Genomic DNA, 19,753 nt, shown 5'->3' on the forward strand with positions numbered 1-19,753 from the left:
AATTTTTTTGAGAGGTTCTTTATAATTAACACAGTCAGTCCTAATGACAGGATTCCACTACGAAAAAAAACAGTCTCTGACTCTCGTAAGAAATCTGCCTTCTTCTCATTCTATTACTTTATACTATTGCACTTTCTTTACCTTTTTCAACATAACTCATATCACCAACAGATTCGATTGTATACTCTCCATCTTTATAGTGAATTTTAGTTACACTTGCATTTTCTAATCCAAGTTTTATTTTACTATTATCAATCATATCTACTAATGCTGTGATTGTAATTCCATGAGATACGATTAAAACGTTACCTCCACCATTTTGGGTAGTCTCTTCACTAATTTTATCAAGTTCTCTTTTTATACGGGTGGAAAAGGTTTTCCAATCCTCAGCTTGCTTCGTATCGTCTGCCGCTACAATGAAATTTACAATTTTTTCAAGCGATAACCCCATTAGTTCATCTACTGATTTCACACCAGCAACAACCCCAATCATTTTTTGCATATTTTCATTCTTATCGCCTTCAAAAATTCCGAAATTTAATTCACGTATGTCTTTCCTTTGTACAAGTTTTAACTTTGATTGCTCACTATATTTTAATACTAAGTTAGCAGTTTCAATAGCACGACCACTATCACTACTGTATGCAGCAACAAAATGAATATCTTTTAAGCCATTTCCTAAATGTTTAGCTACTTCAACACCCGTTTCTACTAATGGAGAGTCCGCCCAACCTTGCACACGCCCACTAGCATTTAACATTGTTTTACCGTGTCTAGTAATATATAACGTTACGATATTATCTAATGTATTATTACTCTTTTCCATCTTATTCATTACTTTCTCTCCTTTTAGGCTATAATCTATCTGTGTAAATTACTGAATAAAAAAATTGAAATTTAGCTTAATCCTCTATTTCTTGAGGAGTTTTATAATCAGTACTAGCTTGTATTCTTTTACAATTATAGCATCCATAGGGTTAGACTTTCCATTTTGTACGCTAACACGATATAAGTGTTAACATCCAGAGATTTTCTATTGCATTAACTCAGTTATCTTCTTATAACAATAAAAAGAGTGAACTCCCGCATTATTAATACAGAATTTCACTCTTTTTATAAAAAAATCAGATTTAATTCTACAGCTACGACTACAAATTTTTTTATTTAATGCTCAATTAAGCTAGATACAGAAACCTCTTGTTCATTATTCGGTTCGCTTAGAGGATAAATTCTTGCCGTTCCGTTCGTTTCATTTACATTTTGAATGTAGATTTGCTCCCCATTGTAGGTTACATTCGCCATAACTGGTGAAGCAGCAATCTCTTGTGCACGTTGCTTGTTCATCATTATAAACCTCCTTTTTCGTTTAACAATTATAATATTGACTTTCACTCCCTCAAATATTCTGGTGAATCCATATCCAATAAACAAAAAGTGAACTTAAAAAACGTAGTTTGATTTTTGTCATCGAACTACTTTCCAGAGATAATAAAGTTGTTTAAAAAATGCTGATCATGTTATTCAACAATTGGGCCATTTAATTGAATAAGACTACACAAAAAGTCGCTTTCCCTTATGTAAGGAAAGCGACTTTTTAGCTTGATTTTCCCCTTGTTATCAAGCTATTTACTATAAGTTCCTTTGACCAATTTTGAAAATTTCGTTGACTATTCAGTTGAACTGTATTAAGTTGTTATTAAGTTGAACTATATAGTCAAACTGAGTAAAGGGTGAGGATATGAAACATAAATTATTACCGTTGTCTGAAACCATGCATTATATTTTATTAGCTATGCGTGAGCCACTCCATGGCTATGCCGTAATGCAGAAGATAGAAAAGATAAGTAACGGTACTGTTATTTTAGCAGCTGGTACATTATACGGTGCGATTGAAAACTTGAATAAGCATGGTTGGATTGAACCTGTTGGAGAGTCAGGTCGGAGAAAAGTTTATATGATAACTGCGGAAGGAAGCGCCATTTTGAAAATGGAACAAAACAGGTTATTGCATATTTTATCCCTGTACAAAGGAAGTGAATCGAATGAAGAAATTTAAGATGTTTTTTGATTTTGAAAAAGAGGAGCAATGGCTAAACGAGCAATTACAAAAAGGCTATCGTTGTACAAATATTAGTGGATTAGGAATATACACTTTCGAAAAAACCGACAAGAGATATGTGATGCGATTGGATTATCAAGATTATTTATCAAAGGAAAAGTTCAAAGATTACATAGGGATATATGAAGACTTCGGTTGGATTTATATAAATGACTCCTGGCTTGGTGGGGTTCGATATTGGCAAAAAGAAGATGATGATCAAAATGAAATCTTCTCGGATCGCCAATCAAAGAGTAATTATTATAAACGATTGATGGGTTATTCATTTGGTTTATGTATACTGTTATTGCCTCTTTCTTATATATTTTACAAGGATTCGGGATTATATCATGAAGGTCTTTGGAGTATGAAAGGTGCATTATTTTGGAAAGCATTTTTATTTGAAACTCCATTTGCCCTTTTGAAGTCGCTTACCACTCTTATGGTTGTTTTCTTTGGTATCAGTTTCTATAAAACTTATCGAAAGTATTCTATGTTAAAAGAAAAATAAGCGTTTTTGAAATCTTCCAGAATCGGGCGCTATTGTTGAATAAACCTTAGATTTTCAAACGACTTTATTGTTATATTTTTGAGTACAGTGAGGTATCTTATATCGAAAATTAAACAACTATATTTTAACCCCGCCCTAAATTTAGAACGGGGTTATGCTTGTTTTAGGTTTTAAAATTTAGTAGCTTTATTGTCTTTTTATAACTACGTTTTTACATTCGTTATATACATCTATTTACTTTGCAATAGATGAATCGGCTTAGCTGATAACGATTGTTTTGCTGCGATCCAGACAACAATTGCTGTTGTTATAACAGATAACAGGATGCCAAAAATAGACCAAGTTACATCGATTTTCATTGGCATTTGGAATAAGAATCGTAAAACAACTCCTGAAAAAGCTAAAGCAACTCCAGCCCCGACTAATCCGGCTGATAAGGAAATGATGGTGTTTTCTAATAAAATAGACTTCATTAAATTACTGGAAGACATACCTACTGTCTTAATAATCGCTACATCCCGAGTTTGTTGAAGTAAGCGAATGACCACTTGATTTCCAATTGTCAAAACAGCCGTTAAAAATGCAAATAATGCTACGATAGAAAAGAAAGTACTTTGTATATGAATGATATATTGTAGACTATCGATTGCCGTAGCGGAAATTGAATAGGCCATTGCTGAATTAGGAAGTTTATTGTTTAACTCTGCTAGAATCGTATTCGTTTGTTTTGGATCACTATCTAATGAATAGGTAATGCGATTCGGTTTTCCATATGTAACTAATGTTTTTGTTGGAATTCGAATACCTACTGTTTTTACAATACCTGATTGAAAGAAACCGACAATTTCACAATTCACCAATTCATTTCCTATTTGAACATCAACTGTATCACCTGTTTTTATCCCTAGCTTTTTATAACTATCCAACAGGATTGCTTTTTTTCCTCCTGCATCCGCCGATGTTAAATCACGCCCTTCAGATATGATATATGCTTTGGAAGCAAGAGCGGTATCTATACCTTCTACTGAAATTTTAGTTGAACTAAAAAATTTATCTTCTTTTACTTTTTGGGTGTATTTCGTTGTCGCTTCTTCACCGTTAATATTTTGAAGCCTTCCATCTAGTTGATAACCTTTTTTCCATGCTTTTATTTCCTTCATCGATTTAATTTGCTTTTCCACTTTTTCTTCATCGTTAGCTGAACTTGTAATAAGAAGATTTCCCATTGCTTCTTTTTCTAGTTGTCCTTGCACAGATTCAATTAAATTATCAGCAAATACGTGACTGGAAACTACAGAAACGACGCCTATCGTTAAGGTAACTGCTAATAATCCATTTCGTTTATTCGTAGCAGCTATATTGTGTAAGGCAAGAAAAAGACTTTGTGGCACCCTATTTTTCAAAGTGCCAATCATTCGGAATAATAAAGCGTATATAAACCCAATCAAACGAACGAAAGCAACAATACATAACACAACTCCAGTTGTAAGGAGAAAAGCAAGGAGCCACTTAAACATCACACTACCATTCTCATTTGCTGTAAATGCTATTTTATGTACATAAGCAGAAAGAATACCACAAACTAAAATAAAAAGTTGAAGTTTTTTCCTAAAAGGTAACGAATAATTAACACTAGTATTCTCTGTATCTCGTAACATTTGAAGAGGTGACACACGCATTCCACTTTTTACTGGTATCCATGATGCTAAAAAGGTTACGACAAATCCGACGATGATTGTAGTACCAACAACAGACCATGACATTCCCCACGTAAGAGGTAAGGAAAGTACACTTGATAAATATGTGGTGAGCCAAACACTAGCTAATAATCCAATTCCAATCCCACCAGCTGTTCCGAGAATTGCTAGCCAGAACGCTTCTAGCAAAAAATAGCGAATAATAGATCTCGTTTTCATTCCTACTGATTTCATGACAGCGATATCATGTGTACGCGAAGCAATGATTACTTTCATTGTATTTGAAGTTGTGATTGCTGCGATTCCAAGAGCTAATACGCTAAATAGTTGAAGAAATGGAAGTAACATATGCAAATCTTTTTGTTTTTCTAATTCTTTATCCTGAATGTCAATTACACTGCTTTGCGGTAATTGTTCTTGCACTTTACTTTTGAAAGTAGAAACGTTAACTTTATCACCCAATCCAATTAAAGCTTCATTAACTGTATTTTCTGTAAATCTCTATTTCACAATTAATACTCATACACAAAAGAGGTTGCTAGATAAAACAGGATAAATCTATATTATTTCTTCTTAAAGTTTCTTAAAGGACTCTTATCACTTAATTCGACGAAGAAAGGAAAAAGTAATAAAAAGAGGCAACGTAAAATTTCACTGGAAAAGCGAAAGGTTTCATCTGAAAAATATTGTCTTTTATTACAGTACGGACAATCTTTCCCGTCATTTTTCATAAAAAGTGACCACACATCTTTTGCTTTCCACTTTGTTTTACAATTCGTACAGCGAGTCATAGTACTCCCCCTATTCTTATAATCCATTTTCTTGATTACGGTTTTTATATTTACAAAATAACCCATTTTTATTTTACGTAAAATAAATACTTTAGTAAATGCAACCGTGTAGTAGTCTACAAAGAAAAAAGTACACCACTTTCCAACAAGTGATGTACTAATAATTAAATAATGTGTAACATTGTATAATTATACTGTTTTTATAACTACTATGATTAAAATTACAATTGTTTCTGCGACTGTATTCCTTGAATATTTGCCACAACCTCAGGATTCACAAGTGAAGATAAATCTCCAAGTTCTCTTCCTAGAAACGCTGCCTTTATAACACGACGCATCACTTTTGAATTACGTGTTTTTGGTAAATCTTCGACAACATGAATATCTTTCGGGCACAATGCTTTCCCAATATGAGTGTTTACTAGACTTAGTAATTCTTTTTTTAGTTCTGGTGTAAACACAGTGCCTTCACGTAACACAACAAAGCAATGACATACTTCACCTTTCACTTCATCTGGAACTCCAATTGCTCCGGCTTCGACGACATCATGGTGTTTTACAAGAATGGACTCATACTCCGCAGGTCCAATGCGTTTTCCGGCAATATTTAACGTGTCATCAGAACGCCCTGTAATAATATATTGTTCTCCATCGTATAATACCCAGTCACCATGCACCCATTTGTTTTCAAAACGGGACCAGTATGTACTTACATAACGATCGTCTTCTTCCCAGAAGCTTTTCGTCATACCGACCCACGGCTTTTCAAGACATAATTCTCCGACTTCATTTTGAACTGGTACACCATTTTCATCTAATACAACAGCGGCCATTCCTGGCAGCGATGCGTTAAAACTAATTGGCGCAATTGGTTTTATGAGGACGTTTCCAAAAATACCACCAGAAATTTCAGTGCCACCTGAGTAGTTACAAATTGGCACTCTTTTTTTGCAAACTGTTTCAAAGAGCCACATCCATGGATCTGGATTCCATGGCTCACCTGTTGAACCGATTACTTCTAAACTCTGCAAGGAATGTTTCTCCACCCATGAATCGCCTTTTGCCATTAATGAACGAATTAACGTTGGTGAAATACCAAGATGCGTTACTTCATAACGATCAACCATTTCCCATAAACGATCTGGTTCTGGATAATCAGGAACACCTTCATATATAACCATCGTTGCACCGTTAAGAAGAGAACCAAATAGTAAAAACGGCCCCATCATCCAACCCATATCAGTAATCCACAACACACGGTCACCTTGTTTCACATTCATACCAAAACCAGCATCAAATGCTGCTTTTAACGGAAATCCTGCGTGCGTATGTACTGTTCCTTTTGGCTTCCCAGTTGTACCAGATGTATAAATAAGCATAAGCGGGTCGTCACTTTCCATTTCTTCTGCGTGCGTAAATGGTTTGTCTTTTTCAAGAACACTCCATGAAATATCATAATCCTGCGGTGTAAATTCATTTCCGGCATGACGAACGATTACGACTTTTTCAACACTTGGGCAATGCTCACACGCTTTATCTACTTCCTCTTTTAAAGAAACTGTTTTACCGCGGCGAGCAAATCCATCTGCGGTAATAATCATTTTAGATCCCGCTGCTTGTACACGTGTCATCACTGCATCGGAAGCAAATCCTGAGAAAATAGGAGACATGATTGCACCAATTTTCATGACAGCTAACATGGCAACTACTGTTTCTGGAATCATTGGCATGTAAATGGTTACACGATCTCCTTTTTCAATTCCTAAATGCTTTAAACCATTTGCAACCCGGCTTACCCAATCATCTAAATCTTCATATGTAAATGATTTTGATGTACCGTTTTCACCTTCCCATATAAGAGCCTGCTTTGTTTTCGTATCATCTTCTGCAATCCAACGAGATAGTGCAGATTCAACAACATTGCAAGTTCCATCGACATACCACTTAGCAAATGGAATACCGTTTGCTAAATCTAACACTTCTGTATAAGACCGCATCCATTGATACCCTACAGCTCGCTCTGCTTCTTCCCAAAACCACGCTGGATCTTCAATAGACTTTTCATAAAATGTTTCATAATCACCATAACCAAGCGATTGCATCCATTTATATAAGCGTGTGTTTGCTTTATATTCCTCTGTTGGAAACCAAACTGCTTGCTTCACAATTTGTCCCTCCTTAATTTTTTTGAAAAAGAAAACCCTTTGGCAGGGCGTTCTCACTCATATATAAATTTATTTCGATGTTTCAACATCTGATCCACTACTAAGTAAAGCAAAAGGGATCTACACTTGTTTTCTCTCTTTGTTTTTGCACCGCACGTAGCAAAAAAAGGATTTGACCGCTTCTATGCACGGTCAGACGTTCTCATCCATCTAAAAAGAAAAGGATTTTATGTTTTTTACATTTTTATACTGGATAAACTGGATGTTTACGATCTGTAAATATTTGATATTTACTCATATACATTTCAAAACGTTGCTTCAATTCAGTGCGTAATTGATTTGGATGAACGATACCATCAATAACCATCTCTGATGCAAGACGATAAATATCAATGTCCTGCTTATACTCTTCACGCTTTTGCGCGATAAAGGCTGGGCGCTCTTCTTCTGGCAGTGCTGCAATTTTATTTGCATACACTGCGTTTACCGCTGCTTCTGGTCCCATTACCGCAATTGAAGCTGTTGGAAGAGCAAGGCAGCAATCAGGTTCAAATGCAGGGCCTGCCATCGCATATAAACCAGCACCATATGCTTTTCTTACAACGATAGAGATTTTCGGCACAGTTGCTTCACTCATAGCGGAAATCATTTTCGCACCGTGACGAATAATACCAGCTCGCTCTACCTTCGTACCAATCATAAAGCCTGGTACATCAGCTAAGAATAAAAGCGGAATGTGGTAAGCATCGCATAGTGTTATAAATTTCGCTGCTTTATCAGCAGAGTCATGGAATAATACGCCGCCTTTCATACGAGGCTGATTCGCAATAATCCCAATTGACATACCGTTAATACGCGCAAAGCCCGTAATAAGTTCTTGTGCAAATAGCTTTTTCACTTCAAAGAAAGAGTCCTCATCAATTACACGTTTAATTAGATCGTGCATATTAAAAGGTGCATTTTGATTTTCCGGGATAATTTGTTCTAATGTTTTTTCGAATTCTTTCGGTTCTTGAGGTTCTGTCATTGGAGCTTTTTCTAAGTAGTTGCTTGGAAAGTAAGAAATATAGTGACGTGCTTTTGAAATGGCATCTTCTTCTGTTTTGCAAAGTACATCTCCGCATCCAGATACAGAGCAATGCATACGTGCTCCACCCATTTCTTCTAATGTCACTTTTTCACCGATTACCATTTCAGCCATACGAGGTGAACCAAGGTACATAGATGCATTTCCTTCAACCATCATTACAACGTCGCAGAAAGCAGGAATGTATGCACCACCTGCAGCAGATGGACCGAATAGTAAACAAATTTGTGGTACTTTTCCAGATAATTTCACTTGGTTATAAAAAATGCGCCCTGCCCCGCGTCTACCTGGAAACATTTCAACTTGATCTGTAATACGCGCACCAGCAGAATCAACAAGATAAAAAAGCGGTACACGTAATTTTTCAGCTGTTTCTTGAATACGTAAAATCTTTTCTACTGTACGAGACCCCCATGATCCTGCCTTTACAGTAGAATCATTTGCCATTACACAAACAGTGCGGCCATTTACTTTACCAGTTGCGGTAACAACTCCATCCGCAGGCAATCCTTCTCGTTCACAGTTTGCAAATAATGCATCTTCTACGTACTCACCGTTATCAAACAAAAGCGCAAGACGATCACGAACAAATAATTTACCTTTTGCCGCATTTTGTTCATGATATTTCGGTGCACCGCCTTGCTTTATCGTTTCTACACGCTCTTCTAATGTACGAGATTGTTGTTTTTGATCTAGCATATTCATTCCCCCTTATAAATCGGCTTCCGCTTTTCACGAAATGCTTGTAGTCCTTCTAAGCGGTCTTTCGTATGAATAACACCTTCATACGCTTGCCTTTCCATTTGTAACCCTGTCTGCAAGTCTACTTGCATCCCGTTTGTAATCGCTTCTTTTGCACGGCGAACTGCAATTGGACCATTCGCTGCAATTTTTTTAGCAATTTCAACTGCTTTTTCTTCCAATTCTTCAGCAGGTGTAACATATTCAACAAGTCCGTATTCCTTTGCATCTTCAGCCGAAATACGTCTAGCCGTATAAATTAATTCTTTTGCGCGTCCCATTCCAACTAAACGCGGAAGACGCTGCGTCCCACCAGCTCCTGGAATAATCGCAAGCGATGTTTCTGTTAAACCAAGACTTGCTGTTTCCGAAGCGATGCGAATATCACAAGCAAGACTTAATTCAGTCCCGCCCCCAAGCGCAATTCCATTTATCACTGCAAGAACAGGTTGCGATAATTGTTCTACCATATCCATAGTAGAGCGAATTATTCCAACCGCATCACGCACTTGTTCTTCATTCATATTGGCACGTTCTTTTAAATCTGCACCTGCACAAAATGCTTTTGTACCTGCCCCTGTAATCATTACGACACGGACATCGTTTTCTTCGTTAATGCGACTTAATGTATCTTGTAGTTCTTCTAAAAGAGCAAGTGATAAAGCATTTGCTTGCCCTTCACGATTTAATGTGATTTTCACAATATGAGGCGTTACATAATCAACTGAAATATTTTGCAGCTGTAACATTAGATCACCTACTCACTGTTTTATGTTCCAAAGCGCGGTATACATGACTCGGGATCTGCGTACCTAGCTTGCTTTGGATAAATTTTGTTGCTTGTAATAGCTTTTCTTCGTTTATGTTAGTTTGTATACCCATTTTATGAAGCATATGAACTAAATCATTTGTTGCAACATTTCCAGATGCACCAGGTGCATACGGACATCCGCCAAGGCCACCACATGAACTATCAAAAGTTGTAACACCACACTCTAATGACTTGACTACATTCGCAAGTGCCATGCCGTACGTGTTATGGAAATGCATTGCAAACTTAGAAGAATCATATTTTGGAAGTAGGTGCTCTAGTACACGCTCTACTTGTACTGGATTTGCCACCCCGATTGTATCCCCAAGCGATACTTCATATATGCCGTATGAAAACAATTTGTTACAAAGTTCATCAACTGTATGAACGTTCACTTCGCCCTCATATGGGCAACCAAATACAGTCGACACGTAACCACGTACCTTTTTCCCAACAAATAATGATTGTTTCGTTACCTCTTCAATAACAGAAAGTGCTTCATCAATCGATTTATTAATATTTTTCTTATTATGTGTTTCACTAGCAGATAAAAAGACGTTCACCTCATCTACATCTTGCAACAACGCCCGTTCCAAACCATTCTGATTTGGAACGAGAGCTGCATATGTAACATGCGGTTTCCGCTCAAGCGCAGCAAACACACCTTGTGCATCGGCTAAAGCAGGAATCCATTTAGGGTGAACGAAAGATGAAACTTCAATATAGGAAAGACCTGCGTCTGCTAGCATATAAATCCATTTCACTTTATCTTTTGTACTAACAATTTTCTTTTCATTTTGCAAACCATCACGCGGTCCAACTTCTTTAATAGAAGCAAAAGAAGGTAATTTCAATCGCTTGCACCCCGTTTCTCACTATTCGATTTCTAACAATACATCTCCCTCATTAACAAAATCGCCTTCTTGCACAAGAATCTTCATGACTGTGCCCGCTTCTTCTGCAGCGATTGGAATTTCCATTTTCATAGATTCTAAAATGACGACATCTTGATCTTCCTCTACTATATCTCCTACACCAACTACAATTTTCCAAACATTTCCTGCCATCGATGCATATACTTTTGTCATCATTTATTTCCCCCTTTATATTTCGTAACTTTTATTTTTTCACAAGCTGCTTTGTTACAAAGCTTGTTGTGTAAATGCCACCTTGGAATACTTCATCTTCTAAAACTTGTAGAAGCATCGGCGTATTTGTTTTAATCCCCTCTACTTTAAGTTCTTCTAGAGCTGCTTGCAGCTTTTGGATTGCTTCTCCTCGCGTTTCCCCATGTGCAATTACTTTCGCAATCATCGGATCATAAAACGGTGTAATTGCTACACCATCCTCTAAGAAATGATCAATGCGCACTGATGTTGGAAGAGACAGGGAGGTAATTTTCCCTGGTGATGGGAAAAATGTTTTTGGATCTTCAGCATAAATGCGTGCTTCAATGGCATGACCACTACGTTTTACTTCATTCTGTGTAAACAAAAGGGTTTCGCCTGATGCAATTCTCAATTGCTGCTCAACTAAATCAAGACCAGTAATTTCTTCTGTTACTGGATGTTCTACTTGTAATCTCGTATTCATTTCTAAGAAATAGAAATTTTTCTCATCATCAACAAGAAATTCAATTGTTCCTGCATTCGTATAACCGAGCGCTTTCGCCGCTTTTACTGCAACCTCCCCCATTTCTTTGCGTGTTGCCTCATCTAAAAATGGAGACGGAGCCTCTTCAATTACTTTTTGATTACGGCGCTGCACCGAACATTCACGTTCCCACAAATACACCGTATTACCTTGTTTATCAGCAAGAACTTGAATCTCAATATGATGCGCATTTGTAATCAATCGTTCCATATACATTTCTCCATTGCCGAAGAAATTTTTAGCACGCGTTTGATTACTTTCAAAAGCTTGAGTGAGCGCTTGTTCAGTTTCAATCACTTGCATACCAATGCCCCCGCCGCCAGCGGATGCCTTTAACATAAGTGGATAGCCAATTTGGCTTGCAATTTCTTTTGCTTCTTCAACTGTCGGAATACTTGATGAAATACCAGGTACAATCGGAACTTCAGCCGCTAACATTGCTTTACGAGATTCAATTTTGCTTCCCATCTTTGCAATGACATCTTTTGAAGGACCGATAAAGACAATGCCTTCTTCTTCACAACGAGCTGCAAATGTTGTGTTTTCTGACAACAATCCATAACCTGGATGAATTGCCTCTGCTTTTGTTTCTTTTGCAATTTTAATAATTTTTTTAAGATTTAGATAACTTTCTTGAACGCGTGGTCCTCCGACAGGATACGCTTCGCTTGCCATCTTCACATGAAGGGCAGCCTCATCAGCTTCTGAATAAATTGCTACAGTTTGAATTCCAAGTTTTTCACACGTTTTTATAATACGAACAGCAATTTCACCGCGATTGGCAATTAATATTTTTCGAAACATAGTGAACCCTCCCCTTAGCGACATCCTAAATGTCTTGAAATAACGAGACGTTGAATTTCAGAAGTACCTTCACCAATTTCTAATAGCTTTGCATCACGAATATGACGCTCTACTTCATACTCACGCATATATCCATAACCGCCATGAATTTGCACCGCTTGGTTAGATACACGGCTTGCTGTTTCAGACGCAAAAAGTTTTGCCATCGCAGCTTCTTTTCCAAATGATTTATCATTATCTTTTAACCAAGCAGCCTTATGCACCATATTGCGTGCTAATTCAATTTCTGTTGCCATATCTGCTAATTTAAATTGAATTGCTTGGAAGTTTGATAGAGAACGACCAAATTGTTTGCGCTCTTTCGCATATTGCAGTGCACGCTCAAATGCAGATTGTGCGATCCCTACTGCTAATGCAGCAATCGAAATACGACCACCATCTAACGTATATAAAAATTGTTTAAATCCTTTATTTACATCCCCAAGAATATTTTCTTTCGGTACACGAACACCATCTAAAACTATTTCACATGTATTGGAAGCACGAACGCCCATTTTATCGTACGGACTAGAAATTGTTAGTCCTTCGCTATTTGTCGGAACGATAAAAGCAGAGATTCGTTTTTTTCCGCTTTCCTCCACGCCATTGATAGCGGTTACAATGATTGTATTTGCATACTCAGCGTTTGTAATCCAGCACTTCTCACCGCTAATGACATATTCATCTCCATCCAATACTGATTTCGTTTGTGTACCACCAGCATCAGACCCAGCATTTGGCTCCGTTAATCCGAATGCACCAAGTGTCTTTCCAGATGCCATTGGAACTAAATATTTTTGTTTTTGTTCTTCTGTACCAAAATAATAAATAGGAGAAGCACCCAATGAGATTGTTGCCGCATAACTTAATCCTGTACCACCGCATGCACGGCCAATCTCTTCAACTGCTAGTGCGTATGATAACGTGTCGCCGCCAGAACCACCGTATTCTTCAGGGAATGGGATTCCTAACAAACCAAGTTCGCCCATCTTTTGAAACGTTTCATATGGGAATTCTGCCGTTTTGTCGTAATACACAGCCTTCGGAGCGATTTCCTTTTCAGCAAAGTCGCGCACCATTTCTTTGATCATTTGTTTTTCTCTAGTAAGAGTAAATTCCATTTGTCACACCCCTTATCGAATTCGTTATTTCGACAGCGTGCGCGTATATTGTACAAACTTTACTCTAAAAAAAGAATGAATAGTAGTAAGATGATTGCTACAATTCTGTCACAATTTAATTGTAAAACAGAATCTGTACTAATGCACAAAAAAATTCCTACATTGTTCTACAACAACATAGGAATAAAAAAGTCGAATTATGCAGTTTTTTGTTTAATAATCCCGACCTTTTCCAGAATCTGTGATTTCCACTAACATTTCTGGATACGGTTCAAAATATGTTTGTCTCAGTAAATATGTTTCTTCAAATCGGATTGCCCATGATTTTAAAATAATCAGTAAACTGCTTAATGGTATTTTCTTTTCCGCATACTTACTGAGTAAAGAAAGAAAATGATCTTTTTCTTCTTTCTTCAATTTATTTTTAAAATACCCGAAAATATGCTGACATACGTTGATATTTGATGTATACCGCGGTGTACGATTTAACAATACGTACAATATCTCCTCATATTTTGCAAACACTTCATCAATCGAATACTTTTCCTTATTCGCGATGATACGCCCTAATTCTTTTTGCTTCGTTTGATTATATGCCATGAATAAATACTTTTGATCGGACTGAAATTCAATTAATGCTTTCATGTTTTTATTTTTCTTCAACGCTTTAAAATGCGCAATTGTAAATAGTTGCGTCAAAAAATGTTCGCGAATGATAAAATTCGACAATCTTCCTTCTTCCTCAATCGCTAAATGTGAAAACCTCGCTAAAACTGCACTACCAAATAACCCGACGCCCTTGCCTTTTGTGGGTGCCTTTCCTAATCCAGCATATATTTTCACATCACGCGTTCCGCAGCTTGGCGACCTATTTTTCAATATAAAACCATCCACATCCGGTATAGAAGATAAAAATACATTTGAAAATTGCTGCATTTTCTCCGTTAAATCAGCACCCGTTGATGGTTGCACTAATTTTTGTGTTCCATCATGTTCCACAATACGAATTGTTTCCCTTGGAATACCAAGTCCAATCTCCACTTCTGGACAAACTGGAATAAATTCTACAAAAGGCTGTAGATTACGTACTGTTGCATCGGACAGCTTATCACCGTTATAACGACATGCTTCAAATTCTAAACATTTACTTACGACAACTGCTGGTTTTACAAATTGTCTCATATGATTACCTCCGAGGTGTTAGCCCGTATAAAATGAATTGAACGGTAGACTCGATCTCAGCCTCATCATCCCACTTCTCTTCAGGTAGTAATAAAAAACGAGTTAAAATTAAGCCGATAACAGCTGATAAGGTGAATCGTAAAACTGTTGGTGTTGGGAGTTCAATAATTTGTCCTTGCTCCTGAAAGTGATTCACAATTTTTTCAAAACGAGCGTAAATTTCCTTTGCGAGTAACTGCTGGATTTCATCTCTCAATTCAGGTTGAAACGGTACTTCTTGTATTAAAATTTTCAGCATTGGAAAATGTTTTCTCGCAAATTCAAAGCGATTCCGGATCACCGTACGTAAAAAGTTTTCATACGAATCATACGTATTTTCAAATATTTCTTTCGCAAAAGTTTGCACAAAAAACGGAGCGGCAAACTTCGTTAACGTCGGCATCACAACCGCTAACAACAAATCTTTTTTCGTTTTATAGTAACGAAAAATTGTTCCCTCTGCTACACCAGCACGCTTCGCAATTTCACTTGTTGAAGTTGCCGAATATCCTTTTTCACTAAACATATCTACTGCCGCTTCTAAAATGCGCATTTGCCGTTCATTACGCTTATCTGTCCCTGTGGCGGCAATTAACTCTTCTAGCCAATCCTCTTTCATAACATACTCCTTTTTTCTTTCCATTATATTCTTCTATGCTTCTTCAAAGCAAACACGTTACCTAATGTAAATACAATCGCAAATAATAATAAAACACCAAGATCACCAGCAATTTCGCTAAATCCTTGATTTCGAATCATAACTTGTCGCATCGCATCTGCACCGTATGTTAATGGAAATAACTTTCCTAATAGTTGTAACCACTTATTCATAGACTCAATCGGAAATAAACCAGAAAAGAAAATTTGCGGTACGATAACTAATGGGATAAACTGAATCATTTGAAATTCATTGTTTGCATACGCTGATAAAAATGTTCCAAGCGTTAATGCTGTTAATGAAAGCATACATGTAATCAGTAACGTCAGCCACGGTGAACCTGCAACATATAAATCAAGAACATACACAGAAAAACTAACAATGAGGACGGATTGGAAAAACGCAAAAATACCGAATCCAATAATATAACCCGCAACAATTTCCCAGCGCCGAATTGGAGTTGATAATAAACGTTCCAATGTACCGCTTAAACGCTCCCTGACAAATGAAACTCCTGATAAAATAAAGACAAAGAAAAATGTGAAGAAACCAATCAATACTGGACCTAATCCATCAAACATTGTAAAATCAGCTGATCCATGTAAAAAAGAAACATCTGGCTTCATAGTCATCGTTTCTTTTTTCTCCATACTTTTTTGCAAAATTTGCATAACCGCACGATTTTTTGATGAATCACTGCCTTCTAACGTTACTTTCATTTTTCCATGTTCTACAGTAACTACTGCATCAATTGCTTGATCTTCTAATTTACCTTGTGCCTTTTCTTTATCGTATTCATAAAATGAAGCATCTTGTTTTTTCATCGCGTCTACAATTGGTGCCGGTACATCAACTAAAGCAATATGAGGCTTGTAGTCTTTTTGTGTAAATACAAGTGCAAGCAGCCAAAGAAGAAGCATCGGTGCTCCAAACATAAGCGCAAGCGACCGTTTATCTCGGAAAAACTGACGAATAATACGAAGAACAACTCCAAATACTCTCATCGTTCCACTGCTCCTTCCAATAAAAAGACATCCTCAATACGTCCAGATGTTGTTCGCTCTTTTAATTCTATCGGAGAACCAGTTGCGATTAACTTCCCTTCACGAATTAAACCAAGACGTTCACAAAACTCTGCCTCATCCATAATGTGCGTTGTCACTATAATGGTTGTTCCTTGTCTTTTCAGCTCATAAAACTTACCCCAAATTGATTTTCGTAAAACAGGATCAATCCCCACAGTCGGTTCATCTAAAATCAGAAGCTTTGGTTCATGTAAAAGTGACATAGCAAGTGATAAGCGTTTCTTCATTCCACCTGAAAAATGTTGCACTTGCTTTTTGGCATCCTCAGATAATTGTACAAGCTCAAATACTTCAAATATACGTTCTCTCTTTTGTTTTCCCTTTAATCCATACATTGTCGCGATAAAATCAGCATTTTCATAAGCAGATAACTCCTCATACAATGCGTCAGCTTGCGCCATATATCCAATTTGCTTCATTCCATTCAAATCCGGCATAACCGTTTGCAGTGCCGTTACTTCTCCTGATGTCGATTCGCTAATACCAGCAATCATCTTAATAAGAGTCGTCTTTCCAGACCCCGAAGGGCCAACTAAACCAAAAATTTCAGCTTCGCGGACAGAAAATGAAATATCTTGAATCACTTGTTTCTTTCCAAAATACTTTGAAACACCTTTAAGCGATACTGCCTCATTTTTTAGAGACATAAATTTTCCTCCTCTTCATTTTAATGAGTGAGTACTCACTTTTATTTTAACCTAATTATCATCAATGTCAAAAGATTCTTTTATTGTTAGTTACAAACACCTTTTCTTTAATGCTTGTAATCTTCAACAAGAAAACTCAACAAAACAAAAAACGAGATGAATTTCCATTAGAATCCAAGAAATGCAGACTAAAGAACCGCTTTAAAATAAAAAAATTCCTCAACATAAATGCTGAAGAATTTTTTGTAATAATTTTACATAACAGCTTCTTTTTTTGTAACTAATATTTTTTTTGATATTGCAAATGTAAAAGGAATTGCAATTACAGATGATAGTAAAGGTGCAATATCTTTATTAAAATTCAATACATCAACTAAAACATAAATACTAATTGTCGTAATGATAAAGTTTACAATGTAAGTTAACGGAAATTGGAAAAACTTCTTTAATGTTACTTTTGTTCTATACGTAAAGTATGTATTCATAAAAAAAGAACCAATCATACTCACGATAAAGGCTATACTATGTGCTGTTAAAGTACGAAAATGAAAAGCATGAGTAAATAATAAATAAAGTAGCCAGTAGTTTATTGTATTCATACATCCTACCAAAACAAATCTAGCTATTTGTTTGTAATTATTGTTCATTGTCATCCTCCATACGCGCAAACTGAACCATATTATACCATATTATACCATATAAAGAGATTTCTAACATATGAAAGTTACAGTCGTACAGATTGCATGCTTAATACAAGGTTATCGTAATTCAATATATATTGAGAGTGCACGGGAGAACTTTTTAATTTTAATAAGCATAATTCCAATGGCTTTTTTACTTTACTACGTTACATAGCAAACTCATGAAACAATAAGATTAATTACTTTTTTGCTTCTTATTTGATAATTTCTAATTCTATATAAATCTAAATTAAAAAACCGACATAAAACCATTTTTTTAGATGGTCAAGAGCATCTGGTCATGCATAGAAGCGGTCAGGGCCTTTTTCTGCCACATACGCAGTGAAAACCAGAGATAGCAAGCGAGTACAGTTTCCTTTTTCTCTGCATAGCAGCAACCTATATGTCGAAAAATTAAAGTGGATTTATATAAATTTTCCCCATACTATTTTTCTCCTCTTAAAATAGCTTTTTTTAAAATAAAATAAGTAATAGAAAATAGTAAACAAGTAGCTATTGTACCAAAAGTTGCAATCGAAATTTTACCAGCCATTGTTTCGTTTGGATCTAATGCATTTGGTAAAACTGTACCAAATACAGCAAGACAAGCCATTAGAATCATAATGTATTTTAAGATTTTTATTTTTCGATTCATATTCATTCACTCCTTTATTCCTAAACAGCAATTTCTAAAGATTCTCCTAATGTCCAAAGAAATACCAATCTCTAATTCGTAATTTTTTACAAATAAATATATGAGACTTTTCTAGAATCTAAGCTGAGAAATCATTAATAATTTCTACCACTTCAATTGTTCCGTTAATCAAAAGCTCGGGAAGCTCATTTTTCACATTACCCTTCCAATATTCTCTAGCCTGTTCAATTTTTTGAGAAAAAGGAGCCCCATCTTCCTTTGGTAAAAGGTTTCCATCTCCCTCAAAAGAATTCCCAATAACTCGAAGTTTAACAATCTGCAAAACGTTCCGATTGTAAGAATCAAATAATTCTTTCCATTTCAAAGCGTCTTCATAGTTTTTCGCAGCGTATAAGCAAGACAGCCTCGAAGGATAGTCAGGATATTCTTGTAGTCTAACCATTTCTACTATCACTTCTCTAATCGCTCTGATTGTTTGGTCTACATATTTAATAGCTACTTCAGTATTTTCTTTATTCAAGTTCAAGCCTTTATCTGTATAATGATTTTGTAAAATCTGAATGAAGTCCTCACCTTTAGCATTCAATTGTTCCCTCTCAAAAAAGAAGTGATATAAGGTATTGTTTTGCTTCTTGTCAAAGTTAATAATCTGCCCAAGATTCATTTTTTTCCTAGTAACAATGTGATAAACATACTTCTCTTTCATGCCTGCCTCCTATTGATGTTCATTGTATTGGCTATATCATACAATACACCATATTATACCAACAAATAGAGGTGATAAGGGGAAAATTCCCCCTTAATAGGGTAGTTTTTGAATCCCCTCTACAAAAGACTACGCACCACAATTAATAAAATAAGTGGATACAAATCTATCTTAGCTGGATAGTGATGTGGCGGGACTCCTATTTGGAGTATCGTTTTTTATATACAATAATTGGTGAATAACTGATTGTTATACCTTCAAATTAAAAAATCCCGTTATATATAACGGGATTTTTTCCAGAGTGTTGGGAAACCCTTCAGGGTTTCCGACACTCTGGGAATTATTGATTTGTTAATGAACAAAAGAACTAGAAAATGATAAAAATAAGAAAAATAGCCCTTCACCTGACCGCTTTTGGTCAGGTGAAGGGCTATTTTTTTCATGTTTTGACAAGCTGCGGTAAGATATGCTTGCATTTGGACAGACTTCAGCCCTCGAAACCGAGTATATCGATAGCCATGTAGTTCCTTGGCATCCGCAAAACTCCGTTCAATAGTAGAACACCGTACTTTATATAGTTTTT

20 protein-coding genes and 1 pseudogene are annotated in these 19,753 nt (G+C 36.2%); 2 read left to right on the forward strand and 19 right to left on the reverse strand.

Features of this window, described 5'->3' with window-relative positions; all coding sequences use genetic code 11:
* Positions 1-118: 118 nt before the first annotated feature.
* Positions 119-835: a histidine phosphatase family protein gene (locus PLX19_RS07590; protein ID WP_272187893.1), complete on the reverse strand. Its 717-nt coding sequence runs from the start codon at positions 833-835 to the stop codon at positions 119-121.
* A 329-nt stretch (positions 836-1,164) separates the two neighbouring features.
* The gene (locus tag PLX19_RS07595) at positions 1,165-1,344 is read right to left on the reverse strand and encodes a small acid-soluble spore protein H (RefSeq protein WP_272187894.1); all 180 of its coding nucleotides are present in this window, start codon (positions 1,342-1,344) and stop codon (positions 1,165-1,167) included.
* 394 nt (positions 1,345-1,738) lie between these two features.
* Between PLX19_RS07595 and PLX19_RS07600 the strand changes: the two genes are divergently transcribed.
* Positions 1,739-2,056 carry a PadR family transcriptional regulator gene (locus tag PLX19_RS07600; RefSeq protein ID WP_272187895.1) on the forward strand — a complete coding sequence of 106 codons (318 nt, stop codon included), beginning with the start codon at positions 1,739-1,741 and terminating at the stop codon, positions 2,054-2,056.
* Positions 2,043-2,609, forward strand: a complete 567-nt coding sequence (locus tag PLX19_RS07605) for a DUF2812 domain-containing protein (protein ID WP_272187896.1) — start codon at positions 2,043-2,045, stop codon at positions 2,607-2,609. Before PLX19_RS07600 ends, PLX19_RS07605 begins: the two co-directional genes overlap by 14 nt.
* A 230-nt stretch (positions 2,610-2,839) precedes the next feature.
* Here the strand turns inward: PLX19_RS07605 and PLX19_RS07610 are convergent.
* The 17 genes and pseudogenes from PLX19_RS07610 to PLX19_RS07690 all read right to left on the reverse strand — a co-directional run.
* Positions 2,840-4,792 (reverse strand): annotated as a pseudogene (locus PLX19_RS07610) (ABC transporter permease); the annotation flags it as partial.
* Between the two features lie 77 nt (positions 4,793-4,869).
* The gene (locus tag PLX19_RS07615; RefSeq protein ID WP_272187898.1) at positions 4,870-5,097 is read right to left on the reverse strand and encodes a hypothetical protein; all 228 of its coding nucleotides are present in this window, start codon (positions 5,095-5,097) and stop codon (positions 4,870-4,872) included.
* A 221-nt stretch (positions 5,098-5,318) separates the two neighbouring features.
* Positions 5,319-7,262 (reverse strand): AMP-binding protein, encoded by a 1,944-nt coding sequence (locus PLX19_RS07620; protein WP_272187899.1) that lies wholly within the window; start codon positions 7,260-7,262, stop codon positions 5,319-5,321.
* 244 nt (positions 7,263-7,506) lie between these two features.
* Positions 7,507-9,048, reverse strand: coding sequence for an acyl-CoA carboxylase subunit beta (locus PLX19_RS07625; RefSeq protein WP_272187900.1), 1,542 nt, complete (start codon positions 9,046-9,048; stop codon positions 7,507-7,509).
* 2 nt (positions 9,049-9,050) lie between these two features.
* Complete coding sequence (locus tag PLX19_RS07630) at positions 9,051-9,839, reverse strand: enoyl-CoA hydratase (protein ID WP_272187901.1); 789 nt, start codon at positions 9,837-9,839, stop codon at positions 9,051-9,053.
* A 4-nt stretch (positions 9,840-9,843) separates the two neighbouring features.
* Complete coding sequence (locus PLX19_RS07635) at positions 9,844-10,755, reverse strand: hydroxymethylglutaryl-CoA lyase (RefSeq protein WP_272187902.1); 912 nt, start codon at positions 10,753-10,755, stop codon at positions 9,844-9,846.
* A 21-nt stretch (positions 10,756-10,776) separates the two neighbouring features.
* Complete coding sequence (locus tag PLX19_RS07640; RefSeq protein ID WP_272187903.1) at positions 10,777-10,992, reverse strand: acetyl-CoA carboxylase biotin carboxyl carrier protein subunit; 216 nt, start codon at positions 10,990-10,992, stop codon at positions 10,777-10,779.
* 28 nt (positions 10,993-11,020) lie between these two features.
* A complete protein-coding gene (locus PLX19_RS07645; RefSeq protein WP_272187904.1) occupies positions 11,021-12,358 on the reverse strand; it encodes an acetyl-CoA carboxylase biotin carboxylase subunit in 1,338 nt (445 codons plus the stop codon).
* 14 nt (positions 12,359-12,372) lie between these two features.
* Complete coding sequence (locus tag PLX19_RS07650; protein ID WP_272187905.1) at positions 12,373-13,518, reverse strand: acyl-CoA dehydrogenase; 1,146 nt, start codon at positions 13,516-13,518, stop codon at positions 12,373-12,375.
* Between the two features lie 213 nt (positions 13,519-13,731).
* Entirely contained in the window at positions 13,732-14,700 is a 969-nt protein-coding gene (locus tag PLX19_RS07655; protein WP_272187906.1) for a YbgA family protein, read from the reverse strand.
* 4 nt (positions 14,701-14,704) lie between these two features.
* The gene (locus PLX19_RS07660; RefSeq protein WP_272187939.1) at positions 14,705-15,358 is read right to left on the reverse strand and encodes a TetR/AcrR family transcriptional regulator; all 654 of its coding nucleotides are present in this window, start codon (positions 15,356-15,358) and stop codon (positions 14,705-14,707) included.
* 23 nt (positions 15,359-15,381) lie between these two features.
* A complete protein-coding gene (locus PLX19_RS07665) occupies positions 15,382-16,401 on the reverse strand; it encodes an ABC transporter permease (RefSeq protein WP_272187907.1) in 1,020 nt (339 codons plus the stop codon).
* Positions 16,398-17,129, reverse strand: a complete 732-nt coding sequence (locus PLX19_RS07670; RefSeq protein WP_272187908.1) for an ABC transporter ATP-binding protein — start codon at positions 17,127-17,129, stop codon at positions 16,398-16,400. The genes PLX19_RS07665 and PLX19_RS07670 overlap by 4 nt, the downstream gene beginning before the upstream one ends.
* A 254-nt stretch (positions 17,130-17,383) precedes the next feature.
* Complete coding sequence (locus PLX19_RS07675; RefSeq protein ID WP_272187909.1) at positions 17,384-17,776, reverse strand: GtrA family protein; 393 nt, start codon at positions 17,774-17,776, stop codon at positions 17,384-17,386.
* A 478-nt stretch (positions 17,777-18,254) separates the two neighbouring features.
* A complete protein-coding gene (locus PLX19_RS07680) occupies positions 18,255-18,464 on the reverse strand; it encodes a hypothetical protein (RefSeq protein WP_272187910.1) in 210 nt (69 codons plus the stop codon).
* A 118-nt stretch (positions 18,465-18,582) separates the two neighbouring features.
* The gene (locus PLX19_RS07685) at positions 18,583-19,170 is read right to left on the reverse strand and encodes a DUF2441 domain-containing protein (protein WP_272187911.1); all 588 of its coding nucleotides are present in this window, start codon (positions 19,168-19,170) and stop codon (positions 18,583-18,585) included.
* A gap of 275 nt (positions 19,171-19,445) precedes the next feature.
* Positions 19,446-19,753: transposase (locus tag PLX19_RS07690; RefSeq protein ID WP_272187912.1), on the reverse strand; the 308-nt coding region annotated here is incomplete at its 5' end.

The organism is Bacillus sp. BP-3 (assembly GCF_028401955.1).
Taxonomy (GTDB): Bacteria; Bacillota; Bacilli; order Bacillales; family Bacillaceae_G; genus Bacillus_A.

Coding starts and splice junctions, on each gene's coding strand:
- PLX19_RS07590 (WP_272187893.1), bottom strand. CDS start 835: ATGAATAAGATGGAAAAGAGTAATAATACATTAGATAATATCGTAACG.
- PLX19_RS07595 (WP_272187894.1), bottom strand. CDS start 1,344: ATGAACAAGCAACGTGCACAAGAGATTGCTGCTTCACCAGTTATGGCG.
- PLX19_RS07600 (WP_272187895.1), top strand. CDS start 1,739: ATGAAACATAAATTATTACCGTTGTCTGAAACCATGCATTATATTTTA.
- PLX19_RS07605 (WP_272187896.1), top strand. CDS start 2,043: ATGAAGAAATTTAAGATGTTTTTTGATTTTGAAAAAGAGGAGCAATGG.
- PLX19_RS07615 (WP_272187898.1), bottom strand. CDS start 5,097: ATGACTCGCTGTACGAATTGTAAAACAAAGTGGAAAGCAAAAGATGTG.
- PLX19_RS07625 (WP_272187900.1), bottom strand. CDS start 9,048: ATGCTAGATCAAAAACAACAATCTCGTACATTAGAAGAGCGTGTAGAA.
- PLX19_RS07630 (WP_272187901.1), bottom strand. CDS start 9,839: ATGTTACAGCTGCAAAATATTTCAGTTGATTATGTAACGCCTCATATT.
- PLX19_RS07640 (WP_272187903.1), bottom strand. CDS start 10,992: ATGATGACAAAAGTATATGCATCGATGGCAGGAAATGTTTGGAAAATT.
- PLX19_RS07645 (WP_272187904.1), bottom strand. CDS start 12,358: ATGTTTCGAAAAATATTAATTGCCAATCGCGGTGAAATTGCTGTTCGT.
- PLX19_RS07650 (WP_272187905.1), bottom strand. CDS start 13,518: ATGGAATTTACTCTTACTAGAGAAAAACAAATGATCAAAGAAATGGTG.
- PLX19_RS07655 (WP_272187906.1), bottom strand. CDS start 14,700: ATGAGACAATTTGTAAAACCAGCAGTTGTCGTAAGTAAATGTTTAGAA.
- PLX19_RS07660 (WP_272187939.1), bottom strand. CDS start 15,358: ATGAAAGAGGATTGGCTAGAAGAGTTAATTGCCGCCACAGGGACAGAT.
- PLX19_RS07665 (WP_272187907.1), bottom strand. CDS start 16,401: ATGAGAGTATTTGGAGTTGTTCTTCGTATTATTCGTCAGTTTTTCCGA.
- PLX19_RS07670 (WP_272187908.1), bottom strand. CDS start 17,129: ATGTCTCTAAAAAATGAGGCAGTATCGCTTAAAGGTGTTTCAAAGTAT.
- PLX19_RS07675 (WP_272187909.1), bottom strand. CDS start 17,776: ATGAACAATAATTACAAACAAATAGCTAGATTTGTTTTGGTAGGATGT.
- PLX19_RS07680 (WP_272187910.1), bottom strand. CDS start 18,464: ATGAATCGAAAAATAAAAATCTTAAAATACATTATGATTCTAATGGCT.
- PLX19_RS07685 (WP_272187911.1), bottom strand. CDS start 19,170: ATGAAAGAGAAGTATGTTTATCACATTGTTACTAGGAAAAAAATGAAT.